12 protein-coding genes, 1 tRNA gene and 5 pseudogenes are annotated in these 17,843 nt (G+C 35.9%); 9 read left to right on the forward strand and 9 right to left on the reverse strand.

What is annotated here, in order from left to right:
* Positions 1-268: 268 nt before the first annotated feature.
* A tRNA-Lys gene (locus ACFIO5_RS06290) sits at positions 269-344 on the forward strand.
* Positions 345-1,467: 1,123 nt separating this feature from the next.
* Here the strand turns inward: ACFIO5_RS06290 and ACFIO5_RS06295 are convergent.
* The 4 genes from ACFIO5_RS06295 to ACFIO5_RS06310 all read right to left on the reverse strand — a co-directional run bounded on the left by ACFIO5_RS06295 (position 1,468) and on the right by ACFIO5_RS06310 (position 7,270).
* Positions 1,468-2,421 carry a lysylphosphatidylglycerol synthase transmembrane domain-containing protein gene (locus ACFIO5_RS06295; RefSeq protein WP_375613484.1) on the reverse strand — a complete coding sequence of 318 codons (954 nt, stop codon included), beginning with the start codon at positions 2,419-2,421 and terminating at the stop codon, positions 1,468-1,470.
* A gap of 15 nt (positions 2,422-2,436) precedes the next feature.
* Positions 2,437-4,188, reverse strand: coding sequence for a cation:proton antiporter domain-containing protein (locus ACFIO5_RS06300; RefSeq protein ID WP_375613485.1), 1,752 nt, complete (start codon positions 4,186-4,188; stop codon positions 2,437-2,439).
* Positions 4,189-4,287: 99 nt separating this feature from the next.
* Positions 4,288-6,801 (reverse strand): protein translocase subunit SecD, encoded by a 2,514-nt coding sequence (gene secD / locus ACFIO5_RS06305; RefSeq protein ID WP_375620802.1) that lies wholly within the window; start codon positions 6,799-6,801, stop codon positions 4,288-4,290.
* 91 nt (positions 6,802-6,892) lie between these two features.
* Positions 6,893-7,270 carry a hypothetical protein gene (locus tag ACFIO5_RS06310; RefSeq protein ID WP_375618656.1) on the reverse strand — a complete coding sequence of 126 codons (378 nt, stop codon included), beginning with the start codon at positions 7,268-7,270 and terminating at the stop codon, positions 6,893-6,895.
* 180 nt (positions 7,271-7,450) lie between these two features.
* Here ACFIO5_RS06310 and ACFIO5_RS06315 point away from each other — a divergent pair, with 180 nt between their 5' ends.
* The 4 genes and pseudogenes from ACFIO5_RS06315 (at position 7,451) to ACFIO5_RS06330 (ending at position 13,273) form a co-directional block, all read left to right on the forward strand.
* Entirely contained in the window at positions 7,451-9,826 is a 2,376-nt protein-coding gene (locus ACFIO5_RS06315) for a mechanosensitive ion channel family protein (protein WP_375701232.1), read from the forward strand.
* Entirely contained in the window at positions 9,820-10,092 is a 273-nt protein-coding gene (locus ACFIO5_RS06320; protein ID WP_375632818.1) for a hypothetical protein, read from the forward strand. Before ACFIO5_RS06315 ends, ACFIO5_RS06320 begins: the two co-directional genes overlap by 7 nt.
* Positions 10,093-10,650: 558 nt before the next feature.
* On the forward strand, positions 10,651-11,613 hold the full coding sequence (locus ACFIO5_RS06325; RefSeq protein ID WP_375684057.1) for an outer membrane protein: 963 nt from the start codon (positions 10,651-10,653) through the stop codon (positions 11,611-11,613).
* A 541-nt stretch (positions 11,614-12,154) separates the two neighbouring features.
* Positions 12,155-13,273 (forward strand): annotated as a pseudogene (locus ACFIO5_RS06330) (tyrosine-type recombinase/integrase).
* 166 nt (positions 13,274-13,439) lie between these two features.
* Here ACFIO5_RS06330 and ACFIO5_RS06335 read toward each other — a convergent pair.
* From ACFIO5_RS06335 to ACFIO5_RS06345, 3 pseudogenes are all read right to left on the reverse strand, one after another.
* Positions 13,440-13,659: pseudogene (locus ACFIO5_RS06335) on the reverse strand (hypothetical protein).
* Between the two features lie 131 nt (positions 13,660-13,790).
* A pseudogene (locus ACFIO5_RS06340) lies at positions 13,791-14,018 on the reverse strand (hypothetical protein).
* Positions 14,015-14,390, reverse strand: a pseudogene (locus ACFIO5_RS06345) (lysozyme); the annotation flags it as partial. The pseudogenes ACFIO5_RS06345 and ACFIO5_RS06340, both read right to left, overlap by 4 nt.
* Positions 14,391-14,431: 41 nt before the next feature.
* On the opposite strand from ACFIO5_RS06345, the gene ACFIO5_RS06350 reads away from it, so the two are divergent.
* Genes ACFIO5_RS06350 through ACFIO5_RS06360 form a run of 3 tightly spaced genes read left to right on the forward strand, consistent with a single transcriptional unit; the run spans position 14,432 to position 15,200 of the window.
* Entirely contained in the window at positions 14,432-14,704 is a 273-nt protein-coding gene (locus ACFIO5_RS06350; RefSeq protein WP_375684056.1) for a toxin HicA, read from the forward strand.
* On the forward strand, positions 14,694-15,011 hold the full coding sequence (locus ACFIO5_RS06355) for a type II toxin-antitoxin system HicB family antitoxin (protein WP_375633830.1): 318 nt from the start codon (positions 14,694-14,696) through the stop codon (positions 15,009-15,011). The genes ACFIO5_RS06350 and ACFIO5_RS06355 overlap by 11 nt, the downstream gene beginning before the upstream one ends.
* 42 nt (positions 15,012-15,053) lie before the next feature.
* Complete coding sequence (locus tag ACFIO5_RS06360) at positions 15,054-15,200, forward strand: CopG family antitoxin (protein ID WP_375633829.1); 147 nt, start codon at positions 15,054-15,056, stop codon at positions 15,198-15,200.
* A gap of 44 nt (positions 15,201-15,244) precedes the next feature.
* On the opposite strand, the gene ACFIO5_RS06365 is transcribed toward ACFIO5_RS06360, so the two are convergent.
* Together ACFIO5_RS06365 and ACFIO5_RS06370 are read right to left on the reverse strand one after the other, a co-directional pair.
* Positions 15,245-15,523: a hypothetical protein gene (locus tag ACFIO5_RS06365; protein WP_375705158.1), complete on the reverse strand. Its 279-nt coding sequence runs from the start codon at positions 15,521-15,523 to the stop codon at positions 15,245-15,247.
* Positions 15,520-16,259 (reverse strand): annotated as a pseudogene (locus ACFIO5_RS06370) (antA/AntB antirepressor family protein). The gene ACFIO5_RS06365 and the pseudogene ACFIO5_RS06370 overlap by 4 nt, the downstream one beginning before the upstream one ends.
* Positions 16,260-16,640: 381 nt before the next feature.
* Between ACFIO5_RS06370 and ACFIO5_RS06375 the strand changes: the two are divergent.
* The gene (locus tag ACFIO5_RS06375; protein WP_375705159.1) at positions 16,641-17,408 is read left to right on the forward strand and encodes a hypothetical protein; all 768 of its coding nucleotides are present in this window, start codon (positions 16,641-16,643) and stop codon (positions 17,406-17,408) included.
* Positions 17,409-17,843 lie beyond the last annotated feature (435 nt).

Raw genomic sequence — 17,843 nt, forward strand, 5'->3', positions numbered from 1 at the left:
CATCCCGCTTACAACCACAAGAAGGTTCCTCTAATTTTCGCTCGGGCATTATGCTCGATAATCCTCTAACTATAGGTTCTGTATAACAATCAGAACATTTATTTATAAAGCTTCTTATAATGGGTTTATTTTTATATAAGATCAAGTGGTGAATATCATATTTTTAACCTTACAGACAATGAGTTTATATAACAAACAACAAAATATCTGGACATCTATCCTTAGGAGCGTTATAGAAACGCTCATTCTCGTCTTTTGAGAAGCTTATGGGTGATTAGCTCAGTCGGTAGAGCAGCTGACTCTTAATCAGCGGGTCGTGGGTTCGATCCCCTCATCACCCACCATTTTATTTTATACCGTAAATAACTTATTGATTGCGTAATTTTTTTAAGGTATGAGTTGCTAAATAAAATTGGGCAGTAGGATTTCCCCATATCTGTTTGTTTAAAAGTGAAGATTGTTGATATAGCTTAGTCATCGGTTTTTGTACTTTTTAGGGGACTCAAAGAACTTCCAAAGGACATTTAAAGATCTTTTAATGCGTATTGTTTCTTTTTTTTAAGTTGCAATTGGTAAGGAGAAGCTTCTTACCGACAATTGTGTTATTTAAAGGGGTATAAAAATCAACAGTTTTCACTTCTTTTAATATAAATTGATTAAAATTTTTTTGGATTTTTAGCATATTGTTTAAAGACAGAAGAAACTTTACACTTTAGTTGTGTCAGCAGCGTGGATATTTTTTGATAACTCTCCCGCTTAAACAAAAAACTTCTGTAATAATCATCAGTATTCCAAGAGGATAAATCAAGATAAAATAAAGTAGTTATCTGGACATACATAGTAGTTATATGGATATACAAGTAATAAAATTAGATCAGTTTAATTGTTTAAAGCTAATACCTGTTAAACGAAAGACAATAAACTTTAATGAGGCTTAAAGTTTTAAAATATTAAGCTGTGTGGTTTTACGCTATGCTGTCTTTCCGTTAGCTAAACCTCTAAAAATATAAATATTAAGAAAGCCACTCAGATTCATTATAATATATTGATTTATAAAGAATTGATTATTCTTTGTTTGAAAAAACTTTACTATCATAAACTTCTTTTGTTTCAATCCCTCTTATAATAAATTAATTAAAATCATTCATTTGTGCATCATAAATGGGATTAACGTGTGGATAAAGACTATTGAAGAAAGGCATAAAAATAATTCTTATTAATGTTCTTAAGTGCTAAAAGTTATCATAACATTGGAAAAATAGTATAATGGCACAGGCTTGCTCTTTTATTAAGTATAAAGATGATGGTGCAACAATAGCTTTACTATTATACCATTTATGGGTATTGTTGTGTAATGGAGAAGAGCGTTGAAAGAGGTTTCTTAAAAAAGATATGTAAATTGGCAACACGATGGTGTTTTGTTCTTTTATAGGTACATAAAAAAAGAAGTCATTGATAGCCTTTTATTTATTCAGGTGGTGTTTTGGGGGCTCTTTTCCAATATTGTTGCGCCTCAAAAATGACGACCACAAATAATGAAAGGATGAGCGGTATAATCAAATAAAACATTCTAAAGACAATAAGTGCTGCAATAACATCGGTTGGATTTATATTGGGCATGCCTGTTATGAAAAGAGCTTCAAGAACTCCTACTCCTCCTGCTGGAGCATTAGAGAGAAGAGTTATCGTAAAAGACGCTAGGAAAACACCAAGAACAGAGATAAAATGAATATCTGCGTTATGTGGGAGAACAGCATATATAATTCCTGCTGCTCCTAAAAGCTCTAGAGGGCTAATGAGAAGCTGTTGAATAACAATTTTCAGTCGTGGATAGGAAAGTTGAATTTTCTTCCCCAAGCGTAAGGGCTTTAACTGAAGCCAGCTGCCAAACGTATAAAGTGCTATACAGCTGAGTAAAATTGCTCCAGCCGTTGTTCCGAGCCATTCAGGAAGTTCTTTATGAATGAGGGTGATAATTTCGGGTTGCAGCACCAAAACGATTCCCAAAAGTAAGATTGTGCCGATTACAAAAGTAAAAGAGCAAAAACCTACTAATATTGCGATTTCTGTTCCGTTTAATCCTTTCATTTTATAGGCGCGATAGCGTACAACGGCACCAGAAAAAACTGAAGCACCGATATTGTGTGAAAGAGCGTAGGTTGTAAATGAACATATAGCGATAAAAATCCAAGAAATTTTATGGCCTAGATGTTGCAAGGCAATTCGATCATATCCAGCAAGAGCAGCATAAGCTAGGAGAGAACATAAACAGGCTAATAACCAGTGCTGTGCATTTAAATTGCTCAAGCGCTCCAATACATCCCCAAATGAAATGGCAGAGAGCTTCATATAAAGAATTCGAATAGATACCAGCATTGCTAAGATACCAATCAATGGCCATATAAATTGCTTTATTTTCACGATTCTGTATCCATTTTATGTTTTCTGTAAATTTTCATGATTGAGCATATTCCTTACAGATCTTCGTTCTGTTATATACTCTATAATACCATTGGCAATTTCTTCATCATCTGTTACTACAACATCAGCACCTAAATCAATGAGATATGTTGTTTCTGTGTCGGATAATGCATGTGTGATTATCTGGATATCTTTCTTCATATCACGGATATTCACGATACATTCTCCTACTTCAATGGTACTTCGCATTGTAATAACAACTTTATGTGCATTATTTATATTTGCTGCGTTCATTATTTCTTGTTGAATGATATTGCCGCAAATAGCCTCAAAGCCATCTGCAATCGCTTTATCAGAGAGGCGTTTTGATTCTTCTACGATCACTATAGGTTCACCTCTATTTATTAAAGATAATGCAACACACTTACCGATACGACTATAGCCAATAATTACGATATGGTTGTTTTTTAAGGTCATCGGTAAAAAATCTTGGTCAGGATCTTGTGGATCAATATCAATAATTGTTTGGGTATTTTGTGAAGATGCAGAATTTTTTTCTAGACGTTTTTTAATTTTATTACAGGCAATGAAAACAAGAGGATTGAGCAAAATAGAAAAAATTGCTCCTCCAAGAATTAAATCATGAGCGTCATTGTTTAAAAGTCCTAAGCTTAAACTTAAACCAGCAAGGATAAAGGAAAATTCTCCGATTTGGGCAAGGCTTGCAGAAATAGTCAAAGCTGTTGCATTAGAATAGCGAAAAGCTTTAACGATGAAAAAGGCAACAGCAGATTTTCCGATTACGATAATGAATAAGGTTGCTAAGAGAGGGAAAAAATGAGTTAAGAGTTTCTCGGGGTCAAATAACATGCCTACAGAAACAAAAAAGAGAACAGAAAAAGCATCGCGCAGTGGTAAAGATTCTTCCGCGGCACGGTGGCTTAATTCTGATTCGCTCATGACCATACCAGCAAAAAAAGCACCAAGAGAAAGAGAAACTCCAAATAAATGAGCGGCTCCGAAAGCTACTCCTAATGCAATAGCAAAGACGCTAAGACGAAATAATTCACGTGATCCCGATTGTGCGCTCATTTTTAAAAGCCATGGGATAACGCGTCGCCCAATGACGAGCATAAGTGCAATAAATACAATTACCTTCAGGATGGTGAGACCAAAAATACCCCAAATACTTAAATCCAACCATTGAACAAGAGGATCCAACGCTTCTTTTTTGGTATTGCTGAGGGCACTTGCCAAGGAAGGGATGAGGACAAGTATAAGGACCATTGCTAAATCCTCAATAATCAACCATCCAACGGCAATGCGTCCTTTTTCTGTTTCAATAAGATGACGCTCTTGCAAAGCACGTAGCAGGATAACGGTACTTGCTATGGATAAAGCAAGACCGAAAATCAAACTACCACTAAAGCCCCATCCCATAATCAGACCAAGGCACAAACCTAGAAAAGTAGAAAATGCCATTTGTGCAATAGCAGCGGGGACAGCAATAGCTTTGACAGATAAAAGGTCTTTTAATGAAAAGTGGAGCCCAACACCAAACATCAGCAAAATAATACCAATTTCAGCAAGTTGATTAATGATGACGGAATCTATTTTAAATCCGCCTGTATTGGGTCCCACAATAACACCAGCTAACAAATAGCCTACAAGGGGTGAAATACGTAAACGGCTAGCAATCATTCCCAAGAGAAATGCTAAACATAAGCCTGCAACAATAGTTGTGATAAGTGGTGTGTCGTGGAGCATGGATTATTTACTATTCTTGATCAAAAAGCGAATGAATGAAAACGACTATATTTCTATGAGAAGAGAGGCGAGATGTACCATACGCATTAAAGGGCATTTTTATTTCACTTTGATATTTGCACGATTATTTCGCTCACGCCACCAATTTCCTAGCAGGAGTAAAATAGGAGCAGCAATAAAGATAGAGGATGATGTTGCAATAATAATCCCAAAGACCATGGGTAATGCAAAATTATGAACAGCACTTCCACCCCATATCGCCATGGGGAGCATCGCAAGAATTGTTGTGGCTGATGTAAAAAAACAACGTACAAGAACCTGATTAATTGACAGATCAATCAGCTCGCGCAACGGCATTTTTTTATAAAGACGCATATTTTCGCGCATCCTATCATAGACGACAACTTTATCATTTATAGAATATCCAACAATTGTTAAGAGTGCGGCGATAGCCGTTAAATTAAAATCAAATTGAAATAAAGCAAAAAAGCCAATCATTTTTGTGGTGTCTAGAATGAGAGTGATAATTGCTCCAATGGCAAAGAACCACTCGAAGCGTAACCATATATAGAGAGACATGGCAATAGCCGCAAGAATAACAGCAGTAAAAGCAGCTGTGGCAAGCTCACCTGAAATTTTGGGACCAACAACTTCTATTTGATCGAATGTGGTATCGGGATAGATATTTTGTACAGCTGTTTTGACCTTATCAATGGCGGTGGTTTGTTGTGCTTCGCCACCGCTTTGTTTCTGCATGCGAATTAATACGGTATTTTCGTTATCAATATTTTGCAAGGTAACTTCACCAATATTAAGAGTAGAAAGCTTGGAACGCAGAGTTGCTAGATCTGCTGGTCCTTTCGTGGTAATACTCATTTGGCTTCCGCCAATGAAATCAATACCAAAATTCAATCCAGGCTTAAAAAAGAGAAAAACTGAAGCCATTGATAAAACAATTGAGACGCCAATACCAATGAAACGTGCTTTCATAAAGTGGAAAGTTGTGTTTTGTGGCATGATGTTGAAAGCAGAGTGAATATGCAATTTTTTAATTTTCCATTTACGAACGATCCAAATCATGATGATGCGTACAATGGTGATATTTGTAAACATGGAGATGATAATACCAAGCAACATTGTTACGGCAAAACCACGAACGGGGCCGGTCCCGAACCAAAATAGTAAGACGGTCGCTATAATTGCTGTAACATTTGCATCAACAATGGTTGCAAAAGCGTGTTTAAATCCACGATCTAAGGCTGCAAAAGCACCCACACCTTTTCGACTTTCTTCACGGATACGTTCATTGATAAGGATATTAGCATCAACGGCAATACCGATACCTAAAATAATACCAGCAATACCAGGCAGCGTAAGCGTAGCTCCCAAAAGACTCAGTGCAGCAAATGTTAAAATTGTATGCAGAGCTAGCGCTATATTGGCAATTAATCCCCAAATACGATAGAGAAGAAAAATAAAAATTGCAACAAGAATAAAGCCAATTATGCCGGTGTAAAGTCCCATTTGGATGGCATCAGCACCAAGATTTGGACCTACAGTTCTCTCTTCAATGACCGTGAGTGGTGCGGGGAGGGAACCAGCACGAAGCAGAGCAGCCAGAGTTGAGGCTTCTTTGGGGTCAAAGTTTCCTGTAATTTGACCTTGTCCATTGGGAATGACACTATTGATGGTCGGAGCGGTTAAAACTTTATTATCCAGAACAATGGCAAAAGGACGGTTAATATTTTGTCGTGTTATATCAGCAAATATTTTTGCGCCAGCGGAATCTAGCGTAAATGAAATAATGGAACGTCCTGGTATTTGGGGGTCAAAACCTGCACGGGCATCTTTCAGGACATTTCCATCTAAAGCAATTTGATCATAAATTGCATAATGTTGTGTTGCATCAGTGTATCCAGGGAGAATAGAAACACCTATAGGGGGATTATTGGGGTCCACATTAGAAGGAACAAGATGAAAACTCATCTTAGCGGTTGTTCCTAAAAGATCACGCAGTTGTTTTGGATCTTGTAGTCCAGGCAATTGGACCATAATACGATCATTTCCAACCTTTTGGATGGCTGGTTCTGAAACACCAACTTGATCTATACGACGACGGATGATTTCTAAGCTTTGTTCAATAGCATTGCTGACACGGTCTTTTATACCAGCTTCTGTTAATGTGACGCGGAGAGTTTCATTTTGAGCACTGATCGTGATGTTATGTTCTGTTGTGCCAAAGCTACTGTGTATGGGGGTTATTAATGTTTTCAAAGCAGAGAGTGCTTTTTCAGTTTGCGATGGATCAGAAATAAGGGCAATAACGCTATCTTCAACGATACGCACACTTGAGGTGCGGATTTGTTTTTCACGCAATACATTGCGCACATTGCTTAAAACTATATGTAACTGATCGCGTTTTAACGTTTTGCTATCAACCTCGAGCAGGAGAGAAGAGCCTCCTTGAAGGTCAAGACCAAGTGCTACACGGGTGTCGGGTAAGAATTTCGAGTTTTTAACTTGTTCGTGTGAAAATAAATTGGGTAAGGCAACATAAATGCTGCTTAAAAGAATAAAACAATAAAGGGTAGTTAACCAACCAGGTGTACGCATGATATATTCCGTAAATAGGCAATCTAACAGTTATTCAAAGTTAAAAGCACAAGTAAAATAAGATGATCGTTTTTATATTCAAGGAAGAGAATTAAGTGTGTTCATTGGGAGGAGCGCGTTTATTTGAGAAATATTGTGTTTTAACGTTACGAAATCGTGTGTCAACAGCTGGAATCCTTATTAAAAAGAAATCCAATGTTAGGATTTTTTGAAAGGTTCTCATAAAAATAGATTCTGTATGGAGTGTTACAAGTTTTTTGTTTTCAGTTGTGGTAACATTCACATGATCACACTTATGATGTAAATCAAATCTATTCGTTTTAATGACGTTATTGGTGTGTGATTGTTTGATTAAATAAGCACGCGTTTCTAGGTTGCTCGTCAAGAATACACCTAAACTGGATAGAAAAATCCAGGTTGTCAAAGGAAGAAAATCTTCTTTTTTGCAATAAAGGTGCAAAAAAAACATGCTAGAGTGCCTTCTTTAATCTTATTGAGTTCAGCTTATTTATCATTCTTTTATCTTATTATCAGTATTATAGGATAAGGGAAAGCTTTTATAAGATTATTCTATAAAAGTTGAAAACATCTACTTTATACCATATTTAAAAGAGAGAAATAAAATCCTTTTTGTGCTCATAAGGTAGATATGTATTCATTTTGTAGAAAAAACATCCACATACTTTTCCTTCTTTTGGGGATTATCTTTGTATTTAATTCTGGTGCATGGGGTAATAGGGGGGCACAAAATACAATTGTCGAACAAACGATAGCTTCTTATTCAGTTGATGAAATTATTCAGCAACAACAGTTGATTATTGAGACTCTTGAAGAAAATACTGAAACTTTAAAAAGAGATTTTGACAGAAAGCCAGAAGATGAGCGTGCTTTAGAAGAATTACGGTTACGTGCACAAGATATCAGTGAACGTGCTATTGAGGCAGCATTTGTTTTGCGTCCTCCTCTTAATGAGATTAATACACTTCTTGATCAATTAATGGAGCTCCATCGTGAGGTGAAAAAACTGAAAAGCTCAGTGAAGGAATATTCCTACTTGATAGAGCAAAAAGCTAAAATTAACAGTATCATGCTTCGTTTTGAAGCAATTTTCTTAGCGGCAAATAGAATAGCTGAACTTTCTATTTCTCAATCTCGGGAGCTTTTTAAACGCACGCTTACGTATAGGCTTGAGTTTTCGATTCCGATGGTTAAACATCTCGCCCAAAAAACAAAAGAGGCTTCATCAGATTTTCTTGTGTTGTTAAATTCTTGGTGGAATTTTATATTTTACTTCAAGTTTTTACAACTATTTCTTTGCTTTTTAATTCCACTTTTTATTACTTTGGGACTTTCGTATTTTTCTCAAAAAGTTCTTGTTCATGTGTATTGCCACTTTACGAAGTCTAATGAGGAAATATCTTATTTACAACGCTTATTGATCGCCTTTATTTCAGTTCTCTTACCTTCACTTGTATGTATTCTTTGCGTTTATCTTGTGTTGTTTTTGTTTCGTAGTTTTAACTTAGATCCAGGTAAACTTACAACAGTTTTTGATATGATAGGTTGTCAAATTATTTTATTATTTTTAATCAATCGATTAGCTGTTGTTCTTCTATCATCGAATAGGCCCCATGTGCGTCTTCTCAGTATTGCACCATCGTCTGCTTATCAATTAGTGATTTTACTCACGTCTTTAGGGGGTATTTTGGCATTTGACGCTGTTCTTGATAGTATTTATCAAATCATTTCAGCGCCTCTATCTTTGACAATTGCTAAAAGTTTTATTGCTGTTTTTCTTGTAGCGATATTGCTATTTATAATATCATTTGTACCTTTGCGGTTTAGACGTAGGCGTGTTCAAGAAGAAAAAAAAGAGCCATACTTTTGGCCATTTTATATACGCATTCCTCTTATTGGCTTGGGGTTACTGCTCTTTGTATTGAATTTTTTAGGTTATGTTGGACTTGCGCGTTTTATTACGCAGCAAATTATGATTGATGGAGCATTTTTAGTTCTCATGTATTTAGGAATACAAAGCGCTCAAGCACTTGGAACTAAAGACCAATTTATTAAAACAACGGTTGGTCATCTTTTGATGCAGAGGTTTCATTTAGAAGAAAAAACGATGAATCAATTGGGAGTTTTTATGAGCGTTTTTCTCAATTTATTTGTTGTTATATTTTGTGCAATGCCAATTGCTGTACAGTTTGGATTTTCCTATTCTGATTTAAAAGCAGTTTTGTGGCAATCGGTGACCGGTTTTCAGATTGGAAATATTAGTCTTTCTTTGATTTCTCTTGTAACAGGAATTATTTCTTTTTGTGTTTGCTGGTTTCTTATTCGCCGATTTATTGGTTGGTTAGATAATGTGGTGTTGGTTCATGGAGAGTTCGATTCTGGTATACGTAATTCTATCAAAACAGTGATAAGTTATGGAGGCGTTGTTGTATCTGCTTTGACCGGATTATCAATGGCAGGTTTGGATCTTAGAAATTTCGCTCTTATTGCTGGAGGACTTTCACTTGGTATAGGTTTTGGTTTACAGAATATTGTCCAAAACTTTGTCTCTGGACTTATTATTTTAGTTGGAAGACCATTTAAAATAGGAGACTATATAGAATCTGGATCAGTAGGGGGGGTTGTTAAGCGTATTAGTGTGCGTGCAACGGAACTTGAGACCATTCAGCGTAAGACGATTATTATTCCCAATTCAAGCCTTATTAATAACAACGTTAGTAATTGGACACGACGTAATAAAGTAGGACGAATTGATATACCAGTTACTGTATCATCTAAGGTTGCTCCAGAGCATGTTGCTGAAATTTTGTTAGAGATTGCTTCTGCGACAGAAGGCGTTTTAAAAAATCCTATCCCACAGGTAAGTTTTACAGCATTTGATCGTAAGAGTTTTTCCTTTAATTTGGCTATTTATGTGCCTAATATTACCTTATCTTCTCATGTAACCAATGCTCTTCGATTTAGCCTATATAAGCGTTTTGCTGAGGAAGGAATCTTAGAATGCTAAAATATACTTATATTTTGATTACAGTTATTCTATTAAGTATTTTTACCATAACAGCTTTTGCTGCAACAGTGAAGAATACTGATTTAAAGATACAATCTCTTATTGTTGTTGAAGGAAGTATACCTTCAACAATTTCTTTAAATACTCATCAAACAATTACAATTTGTATGAAGGGATGTTTTATAACTTTTCCTAATAAAGACCGTTTTGCAATAAAGGCAGATGATATTATAGAAATCAGTAGGGGAAGAGCAATTTTTAAATAAAATGATTGAGAATTTTTGTTTGGGGACAAGATTTAGAAGGATAATGATATTGTCGTATTAATAATCTCATCCTTTAGAAAATGGTAAAAAAAAGTATGATTTTAGTATAAAATGGATGTTTTTTTATACTATGTATAATCTACAGTATGCATTTTGGATGTAAGAATATTGAGGTATTTATAATATTGTTAATGAACATCGATTATCTAAAAATAATTACATCATTTTTAGATTTTTTTCATTAAAAAGGCATAAAATATACTATTTTGTGATTTTTTTTGCGGTATTTTTGATACAAAATGTTTTATATTTCATCATTTTAAAAATATAATAGGTATTTTTATTAAATATTTATTATTTAAAGTATTAATTATTCTAATATTTTAAAATTTATTTGATAATATTAAATTTTGGTGTAATGATATATTATTATAGTGATAAATTTAAATGTAAATATAAAGGAGTACATGCAATTTTACAGCATAAGATTTTATAAAACTTTGTTTTTCTAAATGTGATTTTTGATTATATTTAAATTTAGCAATGGGGTATAATTTTATGAATACAAAATTTATAACAGCATCTGTTTTTTCTTTGATTTCACCTTCTATAGTACAGGCTGCAGATGTGGTGGCTCACGAAGAGCCATTACATGTTGCCTCAGAAGTTGTTGCTTCTTCACCTTTTTCTTGGGCAGGTTTTTATTTCGGGGGGCAAGTTGGTGGCTTTTCAAGTAAGACTTCTGCAATAACGCGTGATGTTGATATTCCTCTCTATCCCGATGAGGAGAGTAAAAGTAAACCATGGGTGCCTGTCGAGAAGCAGTATATGCCTGAGCTTTCTGGATTTATAGGTGGTTTTTATGCGGGTGTTAATTTTGATCTCGGTAATAATTTTATTGTGGGGATTGATACGGATATGCTTTTAACGGAAAAAAAGGATACAAAAACAAGATTTCAGGCTGATGAAACGAGTGCAGGTGGTCCTAACACTGGTGGATCAGGCACTGAAGGATCGGGTACTGAAGGATCGGGTACTGAAGGATCGGGTACTGATACTGAGGAATTAGGTACAGAAGGAAAAAGTCGAAAAAAGGCAAAACTTGTCAGAAGACAGGGTAGAGACTTTTCTCGCTCTTCTACAGAGGATAAAGAAGAGAAAGACAGTTTAACGTTTAATCATACGTTAAAACAAAAATGGACAGGTGCTACACGGGTGCGTGTTGGGTTTTCTGCGGGGCATGTGATGCCTTATATTGCTGGTGGTGTTGCTTATGGACAGTTTCAAGATATTTTGTCGACAGTAATTACGGGAGGTGAGCCATTTAATAGGACATCGGATGTAACAAAAACGATGATTGGTTATACTCTCGGTGGTGGTGTTGATTTTGCAATGACAGATCATCTTGTTGTGCGTGCGGAATATCGTTACTCAGATTTTGGTAAAAGGAAATTTAAAGACGAGATTGAAGTTAAGTATAAGACGAATGATTTTCGCGCAGGAATAGCTTACAAATTCTAATTTTGTAGGATAAAGGAGCTTAAATTTAAGAGGTCCTATTTCTTCGATAGGGCCTTTATTTTTTAATTTTATGCATTGTAAACACTATTTTATGGTGAAAAAAGGGGGGCTTTGACTTTGAGTGAGAATGAGGAGGTAAGGAAGAGTTACTCAGATTCTTAATTGTTAAGAATAAAAAATTTTTAGTTCACGAGGTGTGGTTGAAACATTTGTTGGCAAAGAAGGATTGCTTCGTCTTTCATATTATTACAGTTATCACTTTATAATACCGTTATAGAGTTGCAAACAGTAAACTTAAAGAGAGTTTTTACTATCTAAGTAATGAGAAAATAAAGAAAATTCACATAGAGTGGTGCGGACGGCGTGCACGTTTGTGCAACAATTTTTTCTTCCCTTAGAACTCTCTAGAATATCACCTGATAGCACAGTTTATCTTTTTTCTATTTAATAACTAATTGTTTTTATTTTATTTTATTTATTAAATTGCCTTTTATATATAATCTTGGTACCAGATGAAAGTGCTCCAAGTGTAATTCAAAAGGTGTTTTTAAAAAGGTGGTTCGAAGAACGTGATAGACTGTCTGTCTTATCTGTAAAAAATCTATCTAAAGGAAAATATGCTGACAGAGCTGGTTTATGGCTTATCAAAACTACACCAGATCAAGGATGATGGCTTTTTAGGTTTGACCTCAATAAAAGACGACGAGAAATGGGATTAGGCTCTTGTCGCTATGTATCTTTAAAAGAAGCACTGTTCAAAGCTTTAGCTTATCGTGATCTTTTAAATCAAAGAATTGACCCGATTCGCCGAAAACAAAAAGAAAATTTGCGTCGAGCAGGGGGGATTTCTTTACGAGAAATTGCCTCTAGTGCTTTTGAAGCGAAAAAAAACGAATTGAAAAATGAAGGAAAAGCAGCAAGCTGGTTAACACCTCTTGAGTTACATGTTTTTCCTAAACTTGGTGATACGCCAATCATTGAACTGACGCAAATTGATATAAAAGGATGCATTTCTCCCATTTGGAAGACAAAAAACGAAACAGCAAGTAAAGCTCTATCCCGCTTGAATATAGCTATAAAACATGCGGCGGCACTTGGTATAGATGTGGATATGCAATTAAAAGCAAAAGCTTTATTAGAAAAGTTTATTCAAAATACCCAAAATATTCCAGCAATGCCATGGAAAGAAATGCCTAAGTTTTTTCAATCTTAAAATGATGAGCTTGTATCACATCTAGCCTTAAAACTTCTTATTTTGACGGTTTTTTGTTTTATACCAATCAGGCATATTCGATCAGAAGAGATTTATGGATCAATATGGATTATCTCAAAAGAAAATATGAAGAGAATTGTTGGAAAGGTTTCTGATTTTCATGTGCCGCTTACAGCTGAAGCGCTTGCTGTTATTGAAAAAGCAAAAAATAGAAAAAATGGTTTTTTATTTGCTGAGAGTTTTGAAAAGCCTATATCTGATGTAGCACTTTCTAAATTCATGAAAGACAAAGGTTTTGATTATAGACTTCATGGTTTCAGATCGATTCTGTGGGACTGGATAGCAGAGACAACGTCAGCACCATTTGAAATTGCAGAATCTGTTCTTGCGTATTCAGTTGGGAATTCAGTGACAAAGGCTTACATGCGGACGGATTTTTTAGAATAGCGCCGTGCTCTCTTAGAACAATGGGCGTCTTTTATATCCGGAGAGGCTTGATAATTGTTATGTCTATTGTCGCGTCAGGTGTCTAAGAAACACTTAAGCGATTAGCGGATAGATTACGATATAATCTCTCTTTCCTCGCTTTAAAAGCGGGGAGGGGGTAAAGCTTTCAGTTTTTGGTTAGCCACTGTTTAAAATGTGCAAAGACATTGTCTATTGCATCCATAAGACGAGCAAAATAAAGGATAACCATAAAGAGGGATGAATGCCATCCATTTTATCAAGCGAGACATCATTTTCACGCTTTTGTAGGTCATAATGATTTCTTGAAGCATTTCTTTTTCTGCTTCTGTAAGCTCTATATCGTCTTGTGTTTTTTTTCTAGCCATGTTTCCACCCACACAAGCGTTCACCTAGATTATTGTGCTTTAAGATCTCTCTTGCTAAGTTTGAACTGATGGTGTTCAGATCTTTCTTGTCTAAATAAATTGGCAACCAGCCAACACAAGAAGAAGCATATTTATTTGTTGCGCAACCAGTCAGAGAGAGCAGCACGCACATCAGCATCACTTTTTTGATTAACTTCACTTTCCACCTCCAGCCGTGTTGTGGCTGCTTTTAAAGCTTTTTCTGTTTGCTTTTATTGCTCTGCTTTTTTCCCAAGAGTAAAAGCTCTTGCTAAAATCATAAAAAAAGCGGCTAAAGCCGCACCTGTTACCATCAGATTTTTTTTCATCCATAAGATCATAGGCGGTGCTCCTGAAAGCGTTTAGCAACAAAGAAAATACCAGCATGCGGCTAAAACCATAATGGTTGCCAAAGCCCATTGGATTGGTTCATTTCCTGCTAACAAACCACCAAGTCCAGAAAAAGAGCCAATAATCGGTGCAAGGGCTTCAGCTTTGAAAAGTCCCGTTGGTGCTTGCGTTTCTACGGTTTGGTAGTTAGAGGAAACATAAGCCCCTTTTGCCCATAAGCCTGTTTCTGCCGCGCGCCGGTGTGTGAGACTTTCAAGACGTTTTCCGCCTGCTTTGGTCCATTTCTGTAGCTCGGCAGGGACGGCTTCATATTCACCTTGATTGAGCTTTTTTAACAGTGTCGAGTTACAAAAGGCTCTTGTTAGTTGACGCTATTTCTAAAAATGATTGACTAGGATTAATAATGATACTATTATTGGTTATGAGTAATAAAGTTGAAAAAATAATCAGCTTGATGAAAGCATCACCAAAGAACATTAAGTTTTCAGATTTGTTGGCTGTATGTGTCTATTTCTTTGGAGAACCACGGAACAATGGTACAAGCCACTTTGTTTTTAAAACACCGTGGCTTGGTGATCCTCGTGTGAATATTCAAAAAGATTCTAGTAACAAAGCAAAAGCTTATCAAGTCAAACAAATCTTACAAGCGATAGAAAGGATGAAACATGAACAATAATCATTATACATATCGTGTTTTGTGGTCGCAAGAAGATGAGGAATATGTCGGATTGTGTGCAGAATTCCCATCCCTTTCATGGTTAGATGCTCAAGCAGAGAAAGCTTTAAAAGGTATTATGGACCTTGTTTCAGAAGTTGTTGAGGACATGCAACATAATGGAGAAGAAGTTCCTCTGCCTTTGTCACATGGTAAATATAGTGGCAAGTTTCAATTAAGAATACCACCAGAACTCCATAGAAAACTTTCAATACAAGCCGCTGAAAATGGTGTGAGTTTAAACAGATACATTTCTTCTAAGCTTTGAATCTTTTAAAAGTCTATACGTACTAAAAGAAAACTAATTCTTATGAAAACCTCTAAATTAAAACAAATACCCGTTTTCAAGACGGATGAAGAAGCAGAAAACTTTGTTGATACTGCCGATCTTACAGATTATGACTTAACTGATTTTAAATCCGTTCATTTTGAATTCTTACCTAAAGAAGTCTCTTGACCACTCCCCATCTTAAGAACAGGGAGGGGAGTTTTGTTTTTAAGTTAAGCAGCTTTTACAACAGGACTTTCCAAAGTAGGAGCATAAGCTTGCAATAACGGATTCATGCTATGCGGTAGTTCTGAATCTCCAAAATCTGTTAGAAATGTCAAGATTTTAAGCATACTTGGCATCTCATCTTGAAGTTTCAAAATCAAAACTTTTTCTATTACACTCATAGTATCAACCAGAGCAGTACAATCTTTATCGCTCATATTCTCATGTCTAGAAAATTGAGACAATGCTATCCATAGATCACATAAAAAGTTGGTATCTATCTTCATTGTACACCCCCATGGATTTGTTCTCTCAAACATGCCAATCCTTTTGGTGTGATTTTCGTTGAAGGCAGCACCTTTTCTGTACCATCCGGTCTTTGAATGGTGATAGCGGGACAATCCATGAATCCTTTCTTGATTTTATCCTGATAAGGTAACAGAGGCGCCCCTTGAGCCCGTCGATATACCCAATCATGTTTACGCAAGTAATCGGTTAAATCCTTAGGTCGTACTTCCAACATCTTTGCTGCTTCGATAAGCCAAACAGACCATCAGAACGCTTTAAACCTTCTAAAGCTTCTGCTTTTGGTGCTAATTCAGCAATCACATGATCTTTCTGCTCAATTTGACTTTGTAAGTGATTTAAAACACCAAGCAATGCTTCGGGTTTGGAGTAGTCAACTTGTGGTGTTGCTACTTGTTTCAAAAGCCGTTCACATTTGATAAAGTATAAACGAGCTTCTCTACCTTTCTTATTATTCTCAAGCATAGAAAGCTCTTTTGCTACACTTAAAGTTAGATGATAATCTTTAGAGGGACGACCACCTTGGAGGTTTTCCCCAAAATTGGTGAAAACTAAATAATCCTGATTTTCTAATAAATTATATTTGTTGATGCGATATTTAATCCAAGTAGAGAAATCTTTACCTCCTTCCAAAAACGCATGCAAATCACGAGCGTTAACAGTTTGAACAGTTTCCTGATCGATAACCTGTTCTCTAATTTCTATAAGAGTATTCATAATGAATTCCTTATGGTTAGATGTTTTTGATTGACACTCTAAGAAGAGTGCCGGGTGCTCAAAAACACGGCCATAAGTCCGTCGTTACACTTTCCCCGCAAGGGTATTGTATAGCGTAACCACACCCGACAATATTATTATACGCATGTAGCATATAATGAGTCAAAGTCTTTAATGTATAGAAGACTGATTATTTCGGTAACCAATCCGCTTATGGTTTAAGGTGTTTTTGAGGCACCTGATTCGATTATTCATACTCCTATCATAATGTCAAGCAGTAATATTACATTTTTCTAACTTATATAAGTACGTCTTTACTTTATTTGTCGACTCACTTTAAATTTCCACTTTACTTTTTTATTTATAGCGGAGGGGGAGGTAATGCTGGATACCCTTGATACAATTGCAATGATCGTGTGCTTGTTATCATTGCCAATGATGGTTGTCGGACTCGTTTTAGTATGTATAAAGAAATGGCGGAAAAACGGACTGAAAACTCTTGGTATTGGAGCTTTATTATTTATCGGCTCTGCGATAGTAGGTGCTTCTGTACACAAAGACAAACCAAATCAAATTACACACAATAATGAAATTGTTACCTCCTCTTCAACTGCGTCAATAGATGTCGCTACTCAAGATGAAAGCGTGACTCAGGCACCAGCTGAGAATACCGATAAGCAAATTACCTCCATTGAAGACAATAAATCAGATGAAAATGATGGGTTAGGTTTTTGGGGATGGTTTTGGTTAATTTTCTTTGCGTTTTTTGCGTTTTCCATTTTCGCTTATTGGCAAGATAAACGCAAAAAACTTTCTAAAGAGAAAGTTCCAGAACAGGCTTCAATGTCGCTCCCTCCTGCACATCCTTATTCTGATTTCTCAGTCGTTAATAAAACATCTCCAGCACTTAAAAATGAACAACTGGAAAAATGGATCAGGATCTTTCTCCTTTGTGCTCTATTGATTGGAGGCATTGTGGTAGTAATAAGTATTTCACCATGGTTATTAGTAGCCATTATTATTGTTTTACTTTTGGTGATTGCTCACTACTCTGAAAAGAAAAAAGTAAAACTTTTTGAAGAACAAGTTGCAATGTTGCTACCGGATATTAAAGTGTCTAGTTTTTCTGAAGCGTGTAAAATGTTTTAAGAGCTTGACGCAAGCGAATATGAATATCGTTTAGCACACAATGAAAAATTGTTGGGGGTTCAAGAACGCGTTTTCTTTGATATTAATAAAAAGATCACACTTAGAGGACGTCTTTTGGTAACCGATCAAGCCATTGTATTTGAAAGTCCTGAAAAGAATGAACGAACCACTTGGACACGAATTGCATCAGTAGCTATAACATACCATGAATGCCAAATCAGTCTCCGTACCGGCATACCACGGAATTACCAATTCACTGCCTTTTCAAGTCCAAGGTTTACAGCAGTAATTCGAGTTCTGGGACAGTTTTATTGATTTTTAAACACACAAGAAAAGATACGTTCATTGTTTTATCTCCCGCAAGATAAGCTTATACATACCGGATTCAGAGGCTTGGACATCTGTTACCACGAAGTGCTCTTGAGAGGGGGCTTT

Source organism: Bartonella sp. AA86SXKL (assembly GCF_042196885.1).

What these genes read in the sequence shown, in the direction of transcription:
- ACFIO5_RS06320 (WP_375632818.1), top strand. Translation starts at nt 9,820, where the DNA reads ATGCTAAAATATACTTATATTTTGATTACAGTTATTCTATTAAGTATT.
- ACFIO5_RS06310 (WP_375618656.1), bottom strand. Translation starts at nt 7,270, where the DNA reads ATGTTTTTTTTGCACCTTTATTGCAAAAAAGAAGATTTTCTTCCTTTG.
- ACFIO5_RS06355 (WP_375633830.1), top strand. Translation starts at nt 14,694, where the DNA reads ATGAACAATAATCATTATACATATCGTGTTTTGTGGTCGCAAGAAGAT.
- ACFIO5_RS06350 (WP_375684056.1), top strand. Translation starts at nt 14,432, where the DNA reads ATGATACTATTATTGGTTATGAGTAATAAAGTTGAAAAAATAATCAGC.
- ACFIO5_RS06360 (WP_375633829.1), top strand. Translation starts at nt 15,054, where the DNA reads ATGAAAACCTCTAAATTAAAACAAATACCCGTTTTCAAGACGGATGAA.
- ACFIO5_RS06315 (WP_375701232.1), top strand. Translation starts at nt 7,451, where the DNA reads ATGTATTCATTTTGTAGAAAAAACATCCACATACTTTTCCTTCTTTTG.
- ACFIO5_RS06300 (WP_375613485.1), bottom strand. Translation starts at nt 4,188, where the DNA reads ATGCTCCACGACACACCACTTATCACAACTATTGTTGCAGGCTTATGT.
- ACFIO5_RS06325 (WP_375684057.1), top strand. Translation starts at nt 10,651, where the DNA reads ATGAATACAAAATTTATAACAGCATCTGTTTTTTCTTTGATTTCACCT.
- secD (WP_375620802.1), bottom strand. Translation starts at nt 6,801, where the DNA reads ATGCGTACACCTGGTTGGTTAACTACCCTTTATTGTTTTATTCTTTTA.
- ACFIO5_RS06365 (WP_375705158.1), bottom strand. Translation starts at nt 15,523, where the DNA reads ATGAAGATAGATACCAACTTTTTATGTGATCTATGGATAGCATTGTCT.
- ACFIO5_RS06375 (WP_375705159.1), top strand. Translation starts at nt 16,641, where the DNA reads ATGCTGGATACCCTTGATACAATTGCAATGATCGTGTGCTTGTTATCA.